At 72.2% G+C, this 18,856-nt stretch carries 16 protein-coding genes, 1 tRNA gene and 1 pseudogene; 8 read left to right on the plus strand and 10 right to left on the minus strand.

Translation table 11 applies throughout. From position 1 onward, the window contains the following. The first annotated feature begins 3 nt into the window (after positions 1–3). A complete protein-coding gene (locus AB0F68_RS08505) occupies positions 4–1,062 on the plus strand; it encodes an aspartate-semialdehyde dehydrogenase (RefSeq protein WP_357333962.1) in 1,059 nt (352 codons plus the stop codon). 111 nt (positions 1,063–1,173) lie between these two features. On the opposite strand, the gene AB0F68_RS08510 is transcribed toward AB0F68_RS08505, so the two are convergent. Next, complete coding sequence (locus tag AB0F68_RS08510; protein ID WP_357333965.1) at positions 1,174–2,595, minus strand: diguanylate cyclase; 1,422 nt, start codon at positions 2,593–2,595, stop codon at positions 1,174–1,176. Between the two features lie 178 nt (positions 2,596–2,773). Here AB0F68_RS08510 and AB0F68_RS08515 point away from each other — a divergent pair, with 178 nt between their 5' ends. Beyond that, complete coding sequence (locus tag AB0F68_RS08515; protein ID WP_357333967.1) at positions 2,774–3,553, plus strand: phosphodiesterase; 780 nt, start codon at positions 2,774–2,776, stop codon at positions 3,551–3,553. A gap of 3 nt (positions 3,554–3,556) precedes the next feature. Continuing rightward, a complete protein-coding gene (locus tag AB0F68_RS08520) occupies positions 3,557–3,853 on the plus strand; it encodes a hypothetical protein (RefSeq protein ID WP_357333969.1) in 297 nt (98 codons plus the stop codon). Between the two features lie 246 nt (positions 3,854–4,099). Here the strand turns inward: AB0F68_RS08520 and AB0F68_RS08525 are convergent, their stop codons facing one another. Continuing rightward, on the minus strand, positions 4,100–4,903 hold the full coding sequence (locus AB0F68_RS08525; protein WP_357333971.1) for an alpha/beta hydrolase: 804 nt from the start codon (positions 4,901–4,903) through the stop codon (positions 4,100–4,102). A 287-nt stretch (positions 4,904–5,190) separates the two neighbouring features. Between AB0F68_RS08525 and AB0F68_RS08530 the strand changes: the two genes are divergently transcribed. Then, on the plus strand, positions 5,191–6,933 hold the full coding sequence (locus tag AB0F68_RS08530) for a bifunctional metallophosphatase/5'-nucleotidase (RefSeq protein WP_357333973.1): 1,743 nt from the start codon (positions 5,191–5,193) through the stop codon (positions 6,931–6,933). A gap of 67 nt (positions 6,934–7,000) precedes the next feature. Here the strand turns inward: AB0F68_RS08530 and AB0F68_RS08535 are convergent, their stop codons facing one another. Beyond that, positions 7,001–8,281 carry an MFS transporter gene (locus AB0F68_RS08535; RefSeq protein WP_357333975.1) on the minus strand — a complete coding sequence of 427 codons (1,281 nt, stop codon included), beginning with the start codon at positions 8,279–8,281 and terminating at the stop codon, positions 7,001–7,003. A gap of 110 nt (positions 8,282–8,391) precedes the next feature. Here AB0F68_RS08535 and AB0F68_RS08540 point away from each other — a divergent pair, with 110 nt between their 5' ends. After that, positions 8,392–8,865 carry a hypothetical protein gene (locus AB0F68_RS08540; RefSeq protein WP_357333977.1) on the plus strand — a complete coding sequence of 158 codons (474 nt, stop codon included), beginning with the start codon at positions 8,392–8,394 and terminating at the stop codon, positions 8,863–8,865. A 16-nt stretch (positions 8,866–8,881) separates the two neighbouring features. Here AB0F68_RS08540 and AB0F68_RS08545 read toward each other — a convergent pair. After that, positions 8,882–9,355, minus strand: a pseudogene (locus AB0F68_RS08545) (ionic transporter y4hA); the annotation flags it as partial. A 348-nt stretch (positions 9,356–9,703) separates the two neighbouring features. Between AB0F68_RS08545 and AB0F68_RS08550 the strand changes: the two are divergent. Next, positions 9,704–10,870, plus strand: a complete 1,167-nt coding sequence (locus AB0F68_RS08550; protein WP_357333979.1) for an MFS transporter — start codon at positions 9,704–9,706, stop codon at positions 10,868–10,870. 157 nt (positions 10,871–11,027) lie between these two features. Here the strand turns inward: AB0F68_RS08550 and AB0F68_RS08555 are convergent. Both AB0F68_RS08555 and AB0F68_RS08560 read right to left on the minus strand, forming a co-directional pair. Further along, positions 11,028–11,104 (minus strand) — tRNA-Pro (locus AB0F68_RS08555). Between the two features lie 66 nt (positions 11,105–11,170). Next, positions 11,171–12,064 (minus strand): metallophosphoesterase, encoded by an 894-nt coding sequence (locus tag AB0F68_RS08560; protein WP_357333981.1) that lies wholly within the window; start codon positions 12,062–12,064, stop codon positions 11,171–11,173. A 25-nt stretch (positions 12,065–12,089) separates the two neighbouring features. Between AB0F68_RS08560 and AB0F68_RS08565 the strand changes: the two genes are divergently transcribed. Beyond that, complete coding sequence (locus tag AB0F68_RS08565; protein WP_357333983.1) at positions 12,090–12,545, plus strand: GatB/YqeY domain-containing protein; 456 nt, start codon at positions 12,090–12,092, stop codon at positions 12,543–12,545. A 64-nt stretch (positions 12,546–12,609) separates the two neighbouring features. Here AB0F68_RS08565 and AB0F68_RS08570 read toward each other — a convergent pair whose 3' ends face one another. Next, positions 12,610–15,051 (minus strand): transglycosylase domain-containing protein, encoded by a 2,442-nt coding sequence (locus AB0F68_RS08570; protein WP_357333986.1) that lies wholly within the window; start codon positions 15,049–15,051, stop codon positions 12,610–12,612. 402 nt (positions 15,052–15,453) lie between these two features. Between AB0F68_RS08570 and AB0F68_RS08575 the strand changes: the two genes are divergently transcribed. After that, positions 15,454–15,774 (plus strand): WhiB family transcriptional regulator, encoded by a 321-nt coding sequence (locus AB0F68_RS08575; protein ID WP_091266889.1) that lies wholly within the window; start codon positions 15,454–15,456, stop codon positions 15,772–15,774. A 24-nt stretch (positions 15,775–15,798) separates the two neighbouring features. On the opposite strand, the gene AB0F68_RS08580 is transcribed toward AB0F68_RS08575, so the two are convergent. Genes AB0F68_RS08580 through AB0F68_RS08590 form a run of 3 tightly spaced genes read right to left on the minus strand, consistent with a single transcriptional unit; the run spans position 15,799 to position 18,596 of the window. Next, positions 15,799–16,950, minus strand: coding sequence for an ArsA-related P-loop ATPase (locus tag AB0F68_RS08580; RefSeq protein WP_357333989.1), 1,152 nt, complete (start codon positions 16,948–16,950; stop codon positions 15,799–15,801). Positions 16,951–17,004: 54 nt separating this feature from the next. Beyond that, positions 17,005–17,979 carry an ArsA-related P-loop ATPase gene (locus tag AB0F68_RS08585; protein ID WP_357333991.1) on the minus strand — a complete coding sequence of 325 codons (975 nt, stop codon included), beginning with the start codon at positions 17,977–17,979 and terminating at the stop codon, positions 17,005–17,007. A 26-nt stretch (positions 17,980–18,005) separates the two neighbouring features. Next, a complete protein-coding gene (locus tag AB0F68_RS08590) occupies positions 18,006–18,596 on the minus strand; it encodes a hypothetical protein (protein ID WP_357333993.1) in 591 nt (196 codons plus the stop codon). Between the last annotated feature and the right edge of the window lie 260 nt (positions 18,597–18,856).

Below are 18,856 nucleotides of genomic sequence, written 5' to 3' on the forward strand. Positions count from 1 at the left end.
CGGATGTCGTCGCTGCCCACCCTCGCCGTGGTCGGAGCGACCGGTGCCGTCGGCACGGTGATGTGCCAGATCCTCTCCTCCCGCCGCAACGTATGGGGCGAGATCCGGTTGCTCGCCTCCGAGCGCTCGGTCGGCCGGCAGATCCAGTGCCGGGGCGAGTCGCTGACCGTCCAGGCGCTCACCCCCGAGGCGTTCGACGGCGTGGACGTGGCGATGTTCGACGTCCCGGACGCGGTCTCGGCCGAGTGGGCACCGGTCGCGGTCAGCCGCGGCGCGGTCGTGGTGGACAACTCCGGCGCGTTCCGGATGGACCGGGACGTCCCGCTGGTCGTCCCCGAGATCAACCCTGAACAGGTCCGCAACCGGCCGAAGGGAGTCATCGCCAACGCCAACTGCACCACCCTGGCGATGATCGTGGCGATCGCCCCGCTGCACCGCGAGTACGGCCTGCGCGAGCTGGTCCTCGCCTCCTACCAGGCGGTCTCCGGGGCCGGGCAGGCCGGTGTGGACGCGCTGCACGCCCAGCTCGGCAAGATCGCCGGCGACCGGGTGCTCGGCTCCCGGCCGGGCGACGTCCGGCAGGCGGTGGGCGACGAGCTGGGCCCGTTCCCCGCGCCGCTGGCGCTCAACGTGGTGCCCTGGGCCGGCTCGCTCGCCGACGGCGGCTGGTCGTCCGAGGAGCTCAAGATGCGCAACGAGTCGCGCAAGATCCTCGGGCTGCCCGACCTCAAGGTCTCCGCCACCTGCGTCCGGGTGCCGGTGGTGACCGGGCACTCGGTCGCGGTGCACGCGGTCTTCGCCACCGAGGTCGACGCCGAGGGCGCCCGCGAGGTGCTGCGCAACGCGCCCGGCGTGATCCTGGTCGACGACCCGGCTGCCGGCGAGTTCCCGATGCCGATCGACGCGGTGGGCACCGACCCGTCCTGGGTGGGCCGGATCCGCCGCGCCGTCGACGACCCGCGCGCCCTCGACCTCTTCGTCACCGGCGACAACCTGCGCAAGGGCGCCGCCCTCAACACCGCCCAGGTCGCCGAACTCCTGGCCCGGGAACTGACCCGCTAAGCCCCGCCCGCCCCCACGCCGCGCCGATCTTGCACTTTGTGCCCGGGCGAACCGGGTGCAAAAGGGCGACGCGCGGGCCGAAACTGCAAGATCGCGCGAGGAGTGGGTCGGTCAGGCGGCGGAGAGGTGTACGCCGTCGCGGCCGTGGCGCTTCACCGCGTAGAGGGCCTGGTCGGCGCGGCGCAGGGTCCGCTCGGGGGTCTCGCCGGGGCGGGGGAGGGCGACGCCCACGCTGATCGTCCGGCCGGTGCGGCGGGCAGCCTCGGTGAGCCGCTCGGCGATCCGGACGGCCTCCTCCGGGCGGCTCACCTCGATCACCGCGACGAACTCGTCGCCACCGGTCCGGTACAGCTCGTCGCCCTGGCGCAGCGCCCCCTCCAGCGCCCGGGCGAGCCCCACCAGCAGCCGGTCGCCGGCCTGGTGGCCGTACGTGTCGTTGACGTCCTTGAAGCCGTCCACGTCGATCGCCAGCAGGGCGGTACGCCCCGGCGTGGCCCTCGCGATCCGCTGCCCGAACGGCCCGGTGTGGCGCAGCCCGGTGAGCGGGTCCGAGCTGGCCTGCTCGCGCAGCCGGGCGAGCGTACGCAGCCGATCGAGGCAGGTCCACGCCTGCCCGGCCAGCAGCTCGATCAGGTTGACAGTGGTCGGGTCGGGCCGCAGCAGCCGCTCGTCGGCGACCAGCAGCGCCCCGCCGCCGTCCGGCGGGCCGACCGGCACCGCCACCAGGGTGCGCGCCCCGGCCCGGGTCAGCGGCAGGTAGTCCTCGGTCGGCGGATGCCCCGCCTCGCCCAGCGTGTACGCCGAGCCGTGCCGGTGCGCCCGGGCGATCATGCGGCCGAGCGCCACCGGGCCGGCGTCGCCCAACTCGGCCCGGATCCGGGCCTCCAGCGCACCGGGGGTGCCCGTGGGCGCGCCCAGCCGGGTGTCGCGCCGGCCGGCGAGGATCAGCACCGCGGCGGAGAGGGCCGAGACGTCCCGGGCCGCGGTGATCGCGGCGGTCATCAGATCCCACTCGGTGGGGGCGGTGGTCATCGCGGCGGCGTGCCGGAGCAGCTTCTCGCTGCGGCTCTCGGCCGGCGGACCGCCGAGCGCCCCGATCCGCGCGCCGAGCCGGTCGCCCAGCCGCTGTGCGGTCTCCCGCCACCGCTCCAGCTCGACCGGGCCGCTCCACTGGAGGTCCAGCACCCCGAGTGCCCGGCCCGCCCGGTCCCGCACCGGCACGCAGACCTCGGCGGTGACGTCGGGGCGTACCGGGAGGTAGTCGGGGTCGGCGGTCACGTCGGGGACGGTGGCGGCCTCGGCGGAGTCGTAGACCCGGCCGACGATGCCGGTCTTCGGCGGGACGGTGGAGAAGACCTGCCAGGCGCCGGTGGCGGCGACGCACCGGAGCCGGTCGTGGACCTGGAGCAGGATCGAGATCGTCGCCGGGGTGTGCCGGGCGAGCGCCGAGACGGTCCACTGGCACGCCTCCAGCGCGGTCGACGCCATCGGAAGGCGGACCGTGACGTCTCGGACGACTCGTTCGTGATCCACGTCGTTCCTGCTGGGAGGGGCCGGGGGGCGCGATCAAGGGTACCCAGCGCGGGAGCCGGCGACCTTCGTACACATGTGCTATCCACAGGCTGTGGACGGGGCCTGTGGGTGGAGTGGGGCCGCGCGACGGGGGTCGGCGGCGATAGCGTGAGGGCCCCGGGCTCGTCAGGAGGCGCCGATGCTCATCGCCCAGCTCAGCGACCCGCACGTGACCACCGGCCCGCTCGCCGCCGAGCAGGCGTCGGGGCTGCACCGGGCGCTCGGCCGGGTGCTCGCCCTGCGCCCCCGCCCGGACTGCGTGGTGATCACCGGCGACCTGGTCGCCAACGGCCGCCCCGACGAATACCTGGCCCTGCGCGACATCATCGGGCGCTTCCCGCTGCCGGTCCACCTGGCCACCGGCAACCACGACGACCGGGAGTCGCTGCTCGACACCTTCGGCGGCACCCCCTGCCTGGCCGGCGGCTTCTCGGCCTACTACCACGTCGACCACGAGGACGGGACGCTCGTGGTGCTCGACTCCCTCGCGGTCGGCGACGACGCCGGGCGGCTCGGCGACGATCAGCTCGGCTGGCTCGACGGGGTGCTCGCCGGCCGCGCCGAGGTGCCCGCCGTGGTGTGCCTGCACCACCCGCCGGTGGCGGTCGGCGTCCCGGCCATGGACGCCATGGGGCTGACCGACGCCGACGCTCTCGCCGAGGTGATCGGGCGCCACCCCCATGTCGTACGGGTCGCCGCCGGCCACCTGCACCGGCCCGTGACCAGCGCCTTCGCCGGCACGGTGCTGACCACCGCGCCGAGCACCTGGATGCAGGTCAGCCTGGCCATGACGGACGACTCGGAGATCGGGTGGGTCGCCGAGCCGACCGCGTTCCTGCTGCACCGGGTCATCGACGGTGGCTGCGTGACGCACACCGTCCAGGTCAGCCACGCCGCCGGGCAGACCTGCTGGTTCTAAACCGTGGAGCCGCTCCTCTGGTACGTCGCGTACGGCTCGAACCCGCACGCGGCGCGGCTCGACCGGTACCCGCGGAGCGGCCTGCCGATGCTCACCTTCACCGCCCCGCACCGCGCGTCCGAGGTGGACTGGGCGTCGCCCGCCCCGGTCTACCTCGGCATGCTCGCCCGCGGCCTGCGCGAGGCGCACGGCTGGGACGTCGCCCGGGCCACCGGCTATCTGGCGGACCGGCCCGGAGTCGCCGGACGCTGGTCCCGCTCCCGGGTTCGCCGACTGGTCGTGGAGGCGGCGGAGCGTTGACAGGGGAGCGCTACCGGGCGGACCGGCAGAACGCGCTCACCGTTCGGTCGGGATCGCCGCCCGGTGGTCGTATTTGCCCCCGCAGAGGTTGTCGACGCAAACGCTTCCCGGTGACATTGGCAGCGACGGCGTGCCGCTTGGCCGCCGTTCGTGGAGCAGCAGGAGCCGCACCCTCCTGCTGGTCCACCCGGCGCACGGCGCCGGCGCCCTGGTCCCTGGGAGCCGGCGCCGTGGGCGCCGGACCGCTCAGCCGAGCAGGGCGTCGCGCAACGCGGGGGCCAGCACCTCCGGCGGCACCTCGTGGAAGCCACCCGCCAGGCTGAGGTGGGTGGCCCCGGGGATCACCTCGGCGGTCGCCGCGGCCGCGTCGCGCAGCCACGGCGGACTGCCGGTGCTGTCCAGCACCACGGTGGGGGCGGTGATCGCCGTGAGCCGGTCCGCGGGCAGTTCGCCGTAGCCGGTGACCGTGGTGTCGTAGGCCAGGGTGTGTGCCAGCCCCGCCATCCAGGCCCACTCCGGGGCGTCGCGCATCCCGGTGACCGCCTCGGCCGGCACGCCGACCGCGTCGGTCAGGAAGAGCGCGACCGCCTCGTCGCGCCGGCCGGACGAGACCAGCTCGCTCAACCGCTCGGCCAGCCCGGGCTTGCGGCCGCCGTGCGGGCCGGCCTGGAACGGCGGCTCGAAGAGCGCCAGCCCGCTGACCGGCACCCCCTCGGCCGCGGCGTACGCGGCGAGGATCGCGCCGGAGGAGAGGCCGTAGAGGCGGGCGCCGCCGCCGGCCCGGTCGATCAGGGCGGCCACGTCCTCGATCTCGCGCTGCACCGTGTACGGCCCGGTGTCGCCGCTGTCGCCGCGCCCCCGGCGGTCGTAGCCGTAGACCGTGAAGTCGGCGGTGAGCGCGGCGGCCAGCGGGCGGGTGGTGCTCCGGTCGTTGAAGGCCCCGCCGACCAGGACGATCGGCGGACCCTCGCCGGCCGTCTCGTACGCGATCGTGGTGCCGTCGGCGGAGCGAACCGAGTCCACCGTCCAGTTGGTGCCGTTCGACGTCATGGCTACTTTCCTACTGCACACCGGTGACAACGGGGCGGCGTGAAGGATTTCACCTGCCCGTCATGTCGGACTCGTCGGGCAGATCGGTACAGGTCGCCGTCCATATTCACCATTCCGCTGAGCCGCTCCGGTCGACCTCTCGCCCGGCGGGTGAGAAGCTTGCCCCCGGTGAAGCGGTGTCCCCCGACTGCCGCCTTCCGCGATCGACCCCCTGTCACGGCACGGATCAGGGTCGCCGGGCGAACCATCGCCCGGACACCAAGCGCCGGTATCTCACGAGGAGTTCCATGTCCGTCCCCGGGATGCGCCGCCGGGCCGCCGTCGGCCTGGCCGCACTCGCCGCGACCGCGTTCACCGCGGTCGCCGTACACCCTGACCAGGCCGAGGCCCGTCCGAAGCCGGTCGACGTCAAGCTGCTCGCCATCAACGACTTCCACGGCAACCTCGAGCCGCCGACCGGCTCCAGCGGCACCATCGACGGGAAGACCGCCGGTGGCGCGGAATACCTGGCCACCCAGCTCAACATGCTGCGCGGCACCACCGAGGAGGAGCGGGAGCACACGATCACGGTCGCCGCGGGTGACCTGATCGGCGCCTCGCCGCTGCTCTCCGCCGCGTTCCACGACGAGCCCACCGTCGAGGAGATGAACCTCGCCGGGCTCGAGTTCACCAGCGTCGGCAACCACGAGTTCGACGAGGGCGCGGCCGAACTGCTCCGGATGCAGAACGGCGGCTGCCACCCGGTGGACGGCTGCGGCGACGGCACCCCGTTCGAGGGCGCCAACTTCCAGTACCTGTCGGCGAACGCCTTCAAGACCGCCACCGGCAACCCGCTGCTGCCGCCCTACGGCATCAAGAAGGTCGACGGCGTCAAGATCGGCTTCATCGGGATGACCCTCGAGGGCACCCCGCAGATCGTCAGCCAGCAGGGCGTCGCCGGCCTCTCCTTCGCCGACGAGGCGGAGACCGCCAACAAGTACGCCCGCATCCTGCGCGCCCAGGGCGTGCAGGCCATCGTCGTGCTGCTGCACGAGGGTGGCGTGCAGAACGGTGGCGGCATCAACGACTGCGTCGGGTTCAGCGGCCCGATCGTCGACATCGCCAACCGGATGGACCCGTCCATCGACGTGATCGTCAGCGGGCACACCCACGCCGCGTACAACTGCAACATCAACGGCAAGCTGGTCACCAGCGCCAGCTCCTTCGGCCGCCTGGTCACCGACATCGACCTGAAGGTCGACCGGAGCAGCGGCGACATCGTCAGCGCGTCGGCGAACAACGTCGTGGTCACCCGGGACGTCCCGAAGGACCCGGCCAGCACCGAGCTGATCAACCGGTACAAGACGGCCCTCGGCCCGGTGGCCGACAAGGTCGTCGGCGAGACCACGGCCGTGCTCACCAAGACGCCGGAGAACCTGTACCAGACCGGGACCGACGCCAACGGCAAGCCGACGTACATGTTCGGTGAGTCGCCGCTGGGCAACGTGATCGCGGACGCCCAGCTCGCCGCGACCGACAACGAGCAGAACGCCGTCGCCGCGTTCATGAACCCCGGCGGTGTCCGCGCCGACCTCGACGCCGGCCCGGTCACCTACGCCGACGCGTTCGCCGTCCAGCCGTTCACCAACAACCTGGTGACCCTGGACCTCACCGGCGCGCAGCTCTACTGCCTGCTGGAGCAGCAGTTCACGGTCAGCAAGGTGCTGTACGTGTCCTCGACCGTGCACTACGTCGTCGACCCGGCCGGCACCACCGCGCCGGCCACCGCGCCGTGCAGCGGCACCCGGGTGGTCCGGGGCAGCCTGACCATCAACGGCACTGCGGTCAGCGACACCGCGACCTACCGGGTCACGGTGAACAACTTCCTCTCCGGCGGTGGTGACGGCTTCAGCGTCCTCACCGGTGGCACCAACGCGGTCACCGGCGTGATCGACCTGGACGCCTTCACCGCATACCTGACCGAGAAGTCGCCGGTCTCCCCGCCGGCGCTGAACCGGATCCAGACCACCGCGGAGGTCCCCGCCGCCTGACGGCCGACCGTACGACGACGGGCCCCGGAGCGGATGCTCCGGGGCCCGTTCGTGTGCCGGCGACGGTCTAGGCGGGCGCGGGCTCCGGCTCCCGGAGCGGCGCGGCGGCACGGCCGTCCTGGGCGGCGGTGAGCAGCCGGCGCAGCGACAGGGCCAGCACCGAGGCGGTCAGGCAGCCGCCCACCACGACCGCCACCCAGAGCCGGCCGTGTGCCGCGCCGATCAGCGGGCCCGCGGTGACCGGGCCGATCACCCCGCTGATCCCGAAGATCATCGAGCTCATGGCGTTGTACCGGCCGCGCAGTTCGTCGGTGGCGAGCGCGTTGGTGAGCGCCGGCATCACCGGCGACAGCATCGTCTCGCCGAACCCGAAGATCGCCGAGCAGGCCACCACGCCGAGCGCCGCGAGCAGCGCGTTGCCCGTGCCCACCACGCCGGCGGCGCCGAGGACCAGCCAGGCGGTCGCGAAGACCGCGCCCACCGCGGCGAGCGCGCCGGTGCGGCTGCGCCCCTCCATCCGGCGGATCACCAGCAGCTGGGAGAGCACGATCATCACGGTGTTGCCGGCCAGCGCCCAGGCCACCACCCGGGGCGACACCTCCACCACCCGCACCGAGTACGCCGCGAAGCCCACCTCGATCTGCGCGTAGCCGCAGGTGGTCAGGACCAGGCCGAAGAGGACCAGCCGGCGGAACGGCCGGTCCCGCAGGACGGCGAGGTAGCCCCCGGCCCCCGGTCCGGCGTCCGCCGCTCGGGCCTCGGCCAGCCGGTGCCCGACGTGCGGCAGGGTGAGCAGGATGAGGCCCGGCATCAGGTAGCTCACCGCGTCGAGCACGTAGATGGCCTGGAAGGTGACCGGGCGGGCCACGTCGACCACCGCGCCGGAGATCAGGCCGCCCACGCCGATGCCCAGGTTGAGCAGGGCGAAGTTCAGCCCGAACACCCGCTGCCGCTCACCGTCGTCGGTGAGCGAGGCGAGGATCGTGTTCTGACCGGCCCAGATCGCCGAGCTGCCGATCGCGATGAGCGTCATCACGCCGAAGGCCGACGCGGTCGAGTCGACCAGTGCCAGTGAGCCGGTGCCGATCGCCTCGACGATCAGGCACGGCAGCACCACCCGACGGGCGCCGAACTTGTCGATCAGCGTGCCGCCCAGCGGCGACAGCGCCAGTGTCACCGCCCCGAACCAGCCGATCACCAGGCCGGCCCGGGCGTCGCTCAACCCGCGTACGTCGGTGAGATAGATGAAGAGGAAGGGCAGGGTGAGGCCGCGCCCGACGGCCGACAGCAGGGTGCCGATCATGATCCGGCGGGCTTCGGGACGGGCGGGTAGGGCGCGGCGCAGCATGGCTGCATTCTTGGCGGTGGGTACGACGACCCGCGACCGGATTAGCGCCGGTTACGCGCTCGGCAGAGCCGGCGGGTGAGCAAGCTAACCCCGTCTGCCATGCTGGCGCGGTGACCACCACCTGGCGCCACCTGCCCGCCCCGGCGCGCGAGATCGCGCAGGCCGCCACGGAGGCCGTCGGCGCCGCGCAGGGCCGGGACGCGGGAGCGTACGAGCCCGCGGTCGAGCGGCTCGCCGCCGCGGACCGGGCCGGGCTGGTGCTCGGCGGCGTGGTCCGGTTGCTGCTGGAGGAGAGCCACCCGGACGGGCTGGCCGGCGACGACGTCCGCCAGGTGCTGGAGCGCTGCGTCCGGTCCACCGCAACCTGGCTGCCCGACGTCGACCCGCACGTGCTGCTGGTGCTGTTGGCGAGCGCGCTCGGGGTGTACGACCCGGGCGACGACGACGCGCCACCGGATCCGGGCGCGATCGCCCGGCACGCCCCGCTGCTCGTGGCCGACCTGCTCGCGGCGACCGGGCGGCCCCTGGCCGACTACCTGTCGGCGGCTTTCGCCGAGGTCGCCCGCACCGAACTGCAGGACTGACCGCCTCCGGCGCCGGTCACGGGCTGGCGGCGAGGAAGACGAACGCGGCGAGCAGCACCAGGTGCACCCCGCCCTGGAGCACGGTCGCCCGGCCCGGCACGACGGTGAGCACGCCGGTCACCGCGGTGAGCGCGAGCAGCGCCAGCTGGGTGCCGCCCAGGCCCAGCAGCAGCGGACCCTCCAGCCAGATCGAGGCCAGCGCGATGGCCGGGATGGTCAGGCCGATGCTGGCCATGGCCGAACCGAGCGCCAGGTTGAGGCTGATCTGCACCCGGTCCCGGCGGGCCGCCCGGGCGGCGGCGAGGGTCTCCGGCAGCAGCACCAGCAGCGCGATGATCACGCCGACGAACGCCTGCGGCAGGTTGGCCGCCTCGACGCCCGCCTCGATCGTCGGGGAGATGGACTTCGCGTCCCCGACCACCGCGACCAGGGCGACGACGAGCAGTGCCAGGCTGGCCACGGCGGTACGCGTGGACGGCGGGTCGGCGTGCCCGGTCCGTGGCCGGCCACCGGCGGTCGCGGCCGCATCCGCACGCTGCGGCTGATCTTCGTCCGGGGGCCGTTACGGCGCCACGCAGCCCTCCTGCCGACGCAAACAAATCTAGCATCTGATGATCATTACCGGTATCGGGCGAAAGGGGCATTACAACTCAGGGGCGGTCTCGCTAGATTCGCCGAGCTCATCAAGGGGAAGGATCGCAACCTTTTGCAGGCTCTACAGAATCAACGGACCAGCCAGCCTTCCGGACAGGACGCGGTCGACGACGACGGGCGGGAACGGTCGAGGTTGATCCGACGCGGACTGGTTCCTGAGACGCGTCCTCAGCAGATTCTCGCGTTGGCGACGTTCGTCAACATGATCGGCAGCGGCGTCTTCATGGTCAGCGCCGCGCTCTTCTTCACCCGCGTCGTCGGGCTCCCGTTGGCTCAGGTCGGCCTGGGATTGGGCGTCGCTGCCGGCGTCGGCCTTTTCGCCGGCGTGCCGATGGGGCATCTGGCTGACCGGCGAGGCCCGCGAGAGATCTACCTGTGGATGCTCGTCATTCAGGGTCTGGCCATGGCGGTCCTGGTGCTGATCCAGTCGTTCTGGCTGGTCCTGGTGGCGCTGTGCATCGGGGAACTTGCCCGGTCAGCTGGCGGAGCGGCGCGTGGCCCGTTGGTCCGCGGAATCGGCGGTGCCCAGCTCACCAGATACCGCGCATACCTCCGCTCGGTGGCCAACCTCGCGGGGAGTTGCGCCGCCGTGGCAGCCGGCTTCGCCGTGCAGTTGGACACGCGCCCGGCCTACCTGACCCTGGTGATGGCCAATGCGCTCAGCTTCGTGGCCAGTGCCGCGATCATCGCGATGCTGCCGTCGCTGGCACCCGTGCCCGCGCCGCCGAGGGCCAACCGCTGGGAGGTGCTGAAGGACCGGGGGTACGTCGCCGTCACCGTGCTCGACGGCATCATGTCGATTCACCACCAGGTCCTGCTCTTCGCCCTGCCACTCTGGATCATCGGATACACCACCGCACCCCGGTGGCTGGTTGGCGCAGCGGCACTGGTCAATACCGCTCTGGTGGTACTGCTCCAGGTCAGGGCCAGTCGAGGCGTCGATGACAGCGTCACCGCCGGGAAAGCCATGCGCCGTTCCGGGGTGGCGTTCTTCCTCGGCATGGCCGCGATCGCCGCGGCGGCAGGACTTCCCTCGTGGCTCGCGCTCGCCGGCATCGTCGTTGGCATCTTCGTGCACACGATCGGCGAACTCTGGCACACCGCCGGCTCGCTGGAACTGCGATTCAGCCTCGCTCCCGCGCACGCCCAAGGGCAGTACATGGGGCTCTTCGGGCTCGGGGCCGGCCTGGCGAACATGCTGGCTCCCGCCATACTGGCACTGTTCTGCATCACCTGGGGAGTGCCCGGTTGGCTCGTGCTCGGCGGGGTGTTCACCCTGGCGGGCCTCGTGACGCCGTACGTGGTGCGGTGGGCGGAGCGGTCCCGTCCGAACGCGGAGCAACCGGCCTAGCCGGCCTGGCCGTCGCGTGGCGACCTGAAGCGTGCGGTGTGATCGGGGTCGCAGGCCGATCGCGTCGATTGCCTTCCCGCTGCCCTCGGCCGAGCGATGATTCGCCAGAAACGACTCAAGGCCCCTCCGCGGAGGGGCCTTGAGTCGTCGTTACCTCTGGTCGGGGTGGCCGGATTCGAACCGACGACCTCTTCGTCCCGAACGAAGCGCGCTACCAAGCTGCGCCACACCCCGAGGCGTGCCGACAAATAGTAGCCCACCCGCTCCGATGGTCAAACTCGGTACCCCTGGGTCGTGAGGTCAGCGGGGGATCAGGGTGAGGACGCTCGCCTCCGGGGGGCACGCGAAACGCACCGGCGCCGTGGGGTGGGTGCCCAGGCCGGCCGAGACGTGCAGCCAGGAGTCGGAGCCCGGCCAGCGGTGCAGTCCGCGGGCCATCGACCGGGGCAGCCCGCAGTTGGTGACCAGCGCGCCGTATCCGGGCACGCAGACCTGCCCGCCGTGGGTGTGCCCGGCGAGCAGCAGCCCGAAGCCGTCGGCGGCCATCCGGTCCAGCACGGCCGGCTCCGGGGAGTGGGCCAGCGCGATGGAGAGCGCCGCTCCCGGGCTGACCGGTCCGGCCACGGCCGGGTAGTCGTCCCGCTCGATGTGCGGGTCGTCGACGCCGACCAGCTCGATCTCCCGGCCTCCGGCCTTCAGCGTGGTGCGGGCGTTGTTGAGGTCGACCCAGCCGGCGCCGGTGAAGACGTCGCGCAGTTCCTCGTACGGCAGCGGCACGCCCTCGGTGTACTCCCGGTCGGGCAGGAAGTAGGTGAACGGGTTCTTCAGGACCGGCCCGGTGTAGTCGTTGGAGCCGAAGACGAAGGCGCCGGGCAGGTCGAGCAGTGGTTGCAGGGCGCGCAGCACGCCCGGCACCGCGTCCGGGTGCGCCATGTTGTCCCCGGTGACCACCACCAGGTCGGGGTCGAGGGCGGCCAGCGAGGCCACCCAGTCCTGCTTGCGCCGCTGGTTGGGCATCATGTGCAGGTCCGACAGGTGCAGTACGCGCAGCGGCTCGGCATCGGTCGGAAGCACCGGTACGTCGTACCGGCGCAGGGTGAACATGTTCCGCTCGACGAGTGACGCGTACGCGAGGGTGGCCGCCCCGGCGGCGACGGTCCCGGCCGCGAGCCGGAATAGTGTGCGCTTTCGCATGGCGTTCAGGGTAGTTTGACCGTCCATGAGCACGCTGAAGGACCGTCTCACCGCCGACATGCGCGCCGCTCTCAAGGCGCGCGACCAGCTGACCACCTCCACGCTGCGGATGGCCCTCGCGGCCGTCGGCAACGCCGAGGTCGCCGGCAGGGAAAAGCGCGAGCTCAGCGACGACGAGGTGCTCGCGGTGCTGACCAAGGAGGCGAAGAAGCGGCGCGAGGCGGCGACCGCCTTCGCCGACGCGGGTCGCGCCGAGCAGGCCGGCAAGGAGACCGCCGAGGGCGAGGTGCTGGAGCGCTACCTGCCCAGGCAGCTCTCCGACGACGAGCTGGCCGAGCTGGTCTCGGGGGCGCTCGCCGCGGGCGGCTTCACCGGCAAGGCGCAGATGGGCCCGGCCATGAAGGCGGCCCAGGCCGCGGTGGCGGGCCGGGCCGAGGGTGGCCGGGTCGCCGCCGAGGTACGCCGCCAGCTCGGTCTCTGACCTCCTCCTGACGACGAAGCGGGCGGGCACCCGGTGGGGTGCCCGCCCGCTGGCGTTGCTCGGGTCAGCCCCGCGGTCGTCCCGGGCGGCCCTGGTTGGGCGGTGGCGGGACCGCCGGCCCGCCGGTGCCGGTGCCGGGCTTCGGCGCCCCGCCACCGGCGCTGACCTCGATGGTCACCACGCCACCCTTGATGGTGCGCCCGTCCGGGCTGGTGCCGGCCGCCGTGCCCACGGGGCACTCCGACGGGACCTTCTGGCTGGACACCACCGGCTCGAAGCCGGCACCGCGCAGCCGCGACTTCGCGGTGTCGACGGACTCGCACTTCACGCCGGGGATGGAGCGCTGGTCACCCTCGATGATCTTGCCGCTCGGCGGGGTGAAGTTGATCCGCTCCTTGCCCTTCATGGCATCCCGCAACGTCTGGTAGACCGCCGGGTTGATGCCCCACGGCACCTCGTTGTGCCTCATCCGCTGGTTGGTCTGCGGCCAGTCCGGGTCGGCCTCGATGCCGGCCACCGCGTACTGCTTGGTCATGGCGACCAGAGCGGAGGTCTTGTCCCCGTCGGTGGTGCCGGACTTGCCGGCCACCGGCGCGTTGACGACCCCGCGGACGTTGCCCGCGGTGCCGTTCTTGCACTTCGAGGTCGACGAGTGGTCACCCACCGGGCAGCGCGCCGCGTCCACGGCGGCCCGGGCCACCTCGGTGCTGATCCGCTGCTCGCAGTGCGGGTTGGCGATGTCCAGCTTGTCGCCGTCCGGGCCGCGGATCTCCTGCACCGGGATCGGCTCGCAGTATTTCCCGTCCGCCGCCAGGGTGGCGTACGCGTTGGCCAGTTCCAGCGGGGTGGTCTGCGAGACGCCCAGGGTGAACGCGCCCCACTGGTGCGCGGCATCCTTGTTGGCGGCGAACTTGGCGTCGTTGGACGCCCGGAAGGTGATGCCGAGCTTCTGCGCGGCCTTCACCACGTTCTCCGCGCCGACGCGCTGCTGGAGCTCCACGAAGAAGGTGTTGACCGAAGCGCCGAAGGCGCTCCACATGTTGTGCACGCCGGCCATCGACTTCGAGGCGTTCTGCGGGCAGTAGAAGTGGGTGCCCTTGCACGCGGCCGGGTTGCCCGAGTCGATGATGTATTCCGACTTGAACTGCTCCTGCGCGTTGATGGTGTAGCTGAGCGGGTAGCCCTTCTCCAGGGCCGCCACCAGTGTGAAGATCTTGAAGGTCGAGCCGGCCTGGTAGCCGGTGATGCCGCCGCCGCCGGTGATCAGCGGGTTGACCGTGTTCGGGCGGTTGCCCCGGATCTTCTTCTTGGCCTTCTTCGGGTCACTGGAGATCTTGTTCTGCGGATGGGCCGGGTCGTCGAGCTTGAAGTTCCGGTTGACCGCGATGGCGCGGACCCGGCCGCTTCCCGGCTCGACGACGGCCACCATCCGGGCCGCCGTCTTGTCCTCGCTCAGCTGGTTGCGGACCGCCTTGTCGGCGCCCTTCTGCGCCTGCACGTCGAGGGTGGTGGTGATGGTGTAGCCACCGCTCTTCAGCCGCCGCTCCCGGTCGTACGACGTGGAGCCGAAGGTCTCCTGCTGCATCCACCAGCGGTAGAAGTAGTCGCAGAAGAAGCCCCAGGAGCGGGTGTTGGTGGCGACGCAGCCGTTCGGGGTGCGCTTGTTCCTGACCTTCAGCGGGATCTTCTTGGCCTGGTCGGCCTGCTCCTTGGTGACGGCGCCGATCTGCACCATGTTGTCGATGACGTAGTCCCGCCGGCCGACCGCCTCCGGGTAACCGGCCGGCGTGGTGGGGTCGAACGCGGTCGGCGCCTTCACCATGCCGGCGAGCATCGCCGACTCCTGGATGTCGAGCTTGCTCGGCACCTTGCCGAAGTAGACCTGGCTGGCGGCGTAGATGCCGTACGCGCCGTTGCCGAAGGCGGCGATGTTCAGGTAGCGCTCCAGGATCTCGTCCTTGGAGAGCTCCTTGTCGATCTGCAGCGCGTAGCGCATCTCGCGCAGTTTGCGGGCGCTGGTGTCCTCGGTCGCGGCGACCACGTCGGCCGGGTGGGTGGCCGAGTAGGAGATGGCCAGGCGGACGTACTGCATGGTGAGCGTCGACGCGCCCTGCCGCTGGGCCCCGGCCTGGTTGTTGACGAACGCCCGGGCCACGCCGTTGAGGTCCACGCCGTTGTGCTTGTAGAAGTCGTGGTCCTCGGCCGCGATGATGGCCTTCTGCATGATGGGCGCGATGTCCTTGAGCTTCACGTCGCGCCGGTTCTCGTCGTACATCGTGGCCAGCGGGGTCTTGCCGTCGGAGGCCAGCAGGTAGGTGATCTGCGGCGAGCGGGCCACCGTCAGTTCGGTGGGCAGCGCGCCGAAGGTCTCCGCGCCCGCCTTGGCGGCAAGTCCGGACATCGCCACCGCGGGGAAGGCCGCCGCCGCGACCACCACGCCGGCCAACAGGCCACAGATGAGTAGCGATGCGGCGTTGGTCAGCACATTGTGGTCACGTTTCCGCATCCAGGTCACCTCGACAGGGTACGCGAGTAGGGAACGAGGGGCGCGCCGGGAAGTTTCCCCATTTCCTGCGCGCGCCGTCCTCGTTGTGCTAAACGCACGAACCCCGGTGCGTGGTTGCGTGAAACCTGGCAGAAGTCTCCCTCGAACGGGGGAGTGGCGCAGCGTTTTCACGTACTCCGGCCGGGTAGACGGCGGGCGAAGGCCCGGGAAGCCGGGAGTGTCCGGAATGATGGATTTCGCCGACAACGTTGCGTAATCAGGCGACTACACAGCATGATGGTGGCGGCGACAGCAGCCACACGTCGTCCGCGCCGCCCTGGGGAGGTCGGCCCGGACGACCGGGGGGAATTCGACGGCTGGTCGCGCGAAGTCGGTAGGTACTGCAAGGGGGGACGTGTACAGATGGGCATGATCACTGACTGGCCGTCACTGGCGGCGTGTCAGAACGGGGACCCGGACGCGTTGTTCGTACAGGGCGCCGAACAGAACGTGGCGAAAAGGATCTGCCGGAGCTGCCCAGTTCGGTACGAGTGCCTGGCCGACGCACTCGACAACCGGATCGAGTTCGGCGTGTGGGGTGGCATGACCGAACGCGAGCGCCGGGCGTTGCTGCGCCGTCACCCGCAGGTCACCAGCTGGCGGAAGATGTTCGAGGCGGCCATGAAGAAGAACGCCAAGGAGAAGGCCGGTCGGGACAAGGTCCTCGTGACCACGGCCAACTGACCGACGCGCCGGTCGGTCCGCGCCTCAGCGCCGGCTGATCGCCTCGCCGATCGTCCGCAGCCCGTCGACGTCGTGCACGTCGGCGGGCTGCGCTGTCACCGACACCGCCGGCACCGCCGGGAATTCCTCGGTGAACCGGGCCGCCACCCGCTGCTCGCGTAGCGCCTGCTCGGCCAGCGCGGCGTGCGCCCGCAGCACCTCGGCGGTGCCTTCGTGGCCGCCCACGCCGGCCAGCCGCTCCGCGGCGGCCAGGCTGTCCGCGGCGGCCAGCTCCGGCACAGTCGGCCGGTGCACCCGGTTGAGCACCAGGCCGGCCAGTGGCATCCGCTCGGAGCGCAGCCGGCCGGCGAAGTAGGCGGCCTCCCGGACCGCGTCCGGCTCCGGCGCCGCGACCAGCAGGAACGCCGTCTCCCGGGCCTGGAGGATGCGGTACGTCTGCTCGGCCCGCTGCCGGAAACCGCCGAACATCGAGTCCAGCGCAGCGACGAAGCCGGACAGGTCGGTGAGCAGCTGCGCGCCGATCACCTTCTGCACCACCTTCGAGAACATCCCGAAGCTGGCCGTCACGAAGCTGAACATGCTCCGCCCGCCGCTGCGGGCCGGGGCGAGCAGCAGCCGCAGCATCCGGCCGTCGAGGAAGCGGGAGAGCCGGGCCGGCGCGTCGAGGAAGTCCAGCGCCGAGCGGGACGGCGGGGTGTCCACCACGATGAGGTCCCACTCGCCCCGGGCGTGCAACTGGCCCAGCTTCTCCATCGCCATGTATTCCTGCGTCCCGGCGAAGGTGGAGCTCATGGCCTGGTAGAAGGGGTTGGCGAAGATCTCCGCCGCCTTCGCCGGATCGGTGTGCTGGAGCACCACGTCGTCGAAGGTGCGCTTCATGTCGAGCATCATGGCGTGCAGCTGGCCGCCGCTAAACTCGATGTCGATCCCCTTGACCTGGCGCGGCGTGTTGTCCAGCTCGGTCAGGCCGAGCGACTGGGCCAGCCGGCGGGCCGGGTCGATGGTGAGCACCACCGTCCGCCGGCCGTGCCGCTCGGCCGCCCGCAGCGCCAGCGCCGCCGCGGTGGTCGTCTTGCCCACTCCGCCCGCCCCGCAGCAGACCACGATCCGCACGCCCGGATCGGCGAGGATCTGGTCGACGTCCAGCGGTGGCGCCGCGTCTTCGGAAGGCACCAATCGAGCGTATCGGTCTCGAGGGTCTCTCGGCTCCGTGCCGGCCGCAGGTGTGAGTCAATCCGCCCGGACGAGCGTCTCAGCCAGCGTCGCCAGCCCCGCCCGATCGACCCCGGCGGGCAGCAGCGGCAGCTCGGTCAGGGGCAGGCCCAGCTCCACCAGGTCGGCGCGGAGCGAGTCCTCCAGCTCCCGGCGTACCTGCTGGTCGCGGGCCTCCGCGGCGAGACCGGCCACGGTCCGGGCGTCGGCCGGCAGGCCGGCGGCGGCCAGCCCGCGCTTCAGCTCGGCGGCGGTCACCGGCCGGCCGGCCGGCACCGGGGGGCGGGCCCCGTTGACGATCACCCGGCCGACCGGGAAGCCGAGCTTGGCCAGCTCGGCGATGGCGTCGACCGTCTCCTGGACCGGCATCTCCTCCAGCAGCGTGACCACGTGCACCGCGGTCATCGGCGAGCGGAGCAGCGCGGAGACCCCCTCGCTCTGGGTCTTGATCGGGCCGACCTTGGCCAGCCGGGCGGTCTCCGCCGTGACGTTGAGGAAGCGGCCGATCCGCCCGGTCGGCGGGGCGTCCAGCACCACCGCGTCGTACGTCCGGCGCTGCCCGCTGGTGCGGGTGGTCGCCTCCTTGACCTTGCCGGTGAGCAGCACGTCCCGCAGGCCCGGGGCGATGGTGGTGGCGAAGTCGATCGCGCCCAGCTTGCGCAGCGCCCGGCCGGCCGCCCCGAGCTTGTAGAACATGTCCAGGTACTCGAGGAGCGCCTCCTCGGCGTCCACCGCGAGGGCGCGCACCTCACCGCCGCCCGGGGCGTCGGCCAGGTGCCGCTCCTCGTAGGGCAGCGGGTCGGTGCCGAAGAGCTGGGCGATGCCCTGCCGCCCCTCGACCTCGACGAGCAGGGTGCGCCGGCCGCCGGCGGCCAGCCCGAGGGCGAGGGCCGCCGCCACGCTGGTCTTGCCCGTGCCGCCCTTGCCGGTCACCACGTGCAGGCGGGCCGGCCATCTGCCGGCGGACTCGGCCGGCTGCTCAGTCGCTGCCACCCGTCGAGCCTATCCAGCCGCCGCGGTCACGCGACCTCGCAGACCCACCAACCCGTCTTCTGCACCACGGTGAAGCGCAGCTCCTGGTCGGCCACCTTCTCGTCGGCGGTGGTCATGGTGACCTTGGTGCTGACCGTGGCCCGGTCCCCGGTCTGGTTGTCCACCTTCGGGGTGGTCCAGCGGAACCGCGCGCTCTGGTACTGCCCGGCGTACTTCTGCACCTCGGCGACCTTGGCGGCGATCTTCTGGTCGTTCCGGGACGCGGAGCAGACGAAGGTGGCCGCCTTGCGGGCGTCCCGATCCTTGTAGACCGCGGTGAGGAAGCCGTCCACCGCGACCGTCGGCTCCTTGGCGCCCTGGCCGTCCTCGGCCTGGCGCAGGGTGAGGAACGCGGCCGTGCCGCCTCCGCCGCAGAGCAGGATCGCCGCGCCCAGCACGATCGAGGCGATCAGCACGCCGCGCCGCCTCTTCGGGGCCGGCGGCTGCGGGTACGGCGGGTAGCCGGGCGGCGGCACGGGAGGCATCGCCCCGGGGGCCGGCACGGCACCGGCGGGCGGTTCCTGGTGGGCGGGACCTCCGGGCGAGCCGGCGGCGCCACCGATGGGCGGTTGGGTCATGTCTTCCCCCGGGAGTGCGGCGCGCCGCCGCCGCCCCTGGCGACGGACACGTGATCGAGCGTGGCGGGGCGAGCACGGGCGCTCGTCCAGACCGGAAGGGTAACGGTCGGCGGGCGGCTTGCCAGCCCCGCGTACGCCGTGCCGCGGCAGGCCCCGGCACGAACCGCCGTCGCGTTCCGGATCAGGAATGTGTCGCATATGTGACTGGACGTGACCGGGTGCGCGCGTCCCGTTGCCGGGACTCCGCGCAGGTCCTACGT

The sequence above is a fragment of the Micromonospora sp. NPDC023966 genome (genome assembly GCF_040639095.1).
Classification (GTDB): Bacteria; Actinomycetota; Actinomycetes; order Mycobacteriales; family Micromonosporaceae; genus Micromonospora.

Excerpts from the sequence above, each read along its gene's own strand:
- AB0F68_RS08515 (WP_357333967.1), top strand. The coding sequence starts at position 2,774 with ATGCTCATCGCCCAGCTCAGCGACCCGCACGTGACCACCGGCCCGCTC.
- AB0F68_RS08560 (WP_357333981.1), bottom strand. The coding sequence starts at position 12,064 with ATGCGAAAGCGCACACTATTCCGGCTCGCGGCCGGGACCGTCGCCGCC.
- AB0F68_RS08525 (WP_357333971.1), bottom strand. The coding sequence starts at position 4,903 with ATGACGTCGAACGGCACCAACTGGACGGTGGACTCGGTTCGCTCCGCC.
- AB0F68_RS08590 (WP_357333993.1), bottom strand. The coding sequence starts at position 18,596 with ATGACCCAACCGCCCATCGGTGGCGCCGCCGGCTCGCCCGGAGGTCCC.
- AB0F68_RS08565 (WP_357333983.1), top strand. The coding sequence starts at position 12,090 with ATGAGCACGCTGAAGGACCGTCTCACCGCCGACATGCGCGCCGCTCTC.
- AB0F68_RS08535 (WP_357333975.1), bottom strand. The coding sequence starts at position 8,281 with ATGCTGCGCCGCGCCCTACCCGCCCGTCCCGAAGCCCGCCGGATCATG.
- AB0F68_RS08570 (WP_357333986.1), bottom strand. The coding sequence starts at position 15,051 with ATGCGGAAACGTGACCACAATGTGCTGACCAACGCCGCATCGCTACTC.
- AB0F68_RS08575 (WP_091266889.1), top strand. The coding sequence starts at position 15,454 with ATGGGCATGATCACTGACTGGCCGTCACTGGCGGCGTGTCAGAACGGG.
- AB0F68_RS08505 (WP_357333962.1), top strand. The coding sequence starts at position 4 with ATGTCGTCGCTGCCCACCCTCGCCGTGGTCGGAGCGACCGGTGCCGTC.
- AB0F68_RS08530 (WP_357333973.1), top strand. The coding sequence starts at position 5,191 with ATGTCCGTCCCCGGGATGCGCCGCCGGGCCGCCGTCGGCCTGGCCGCA.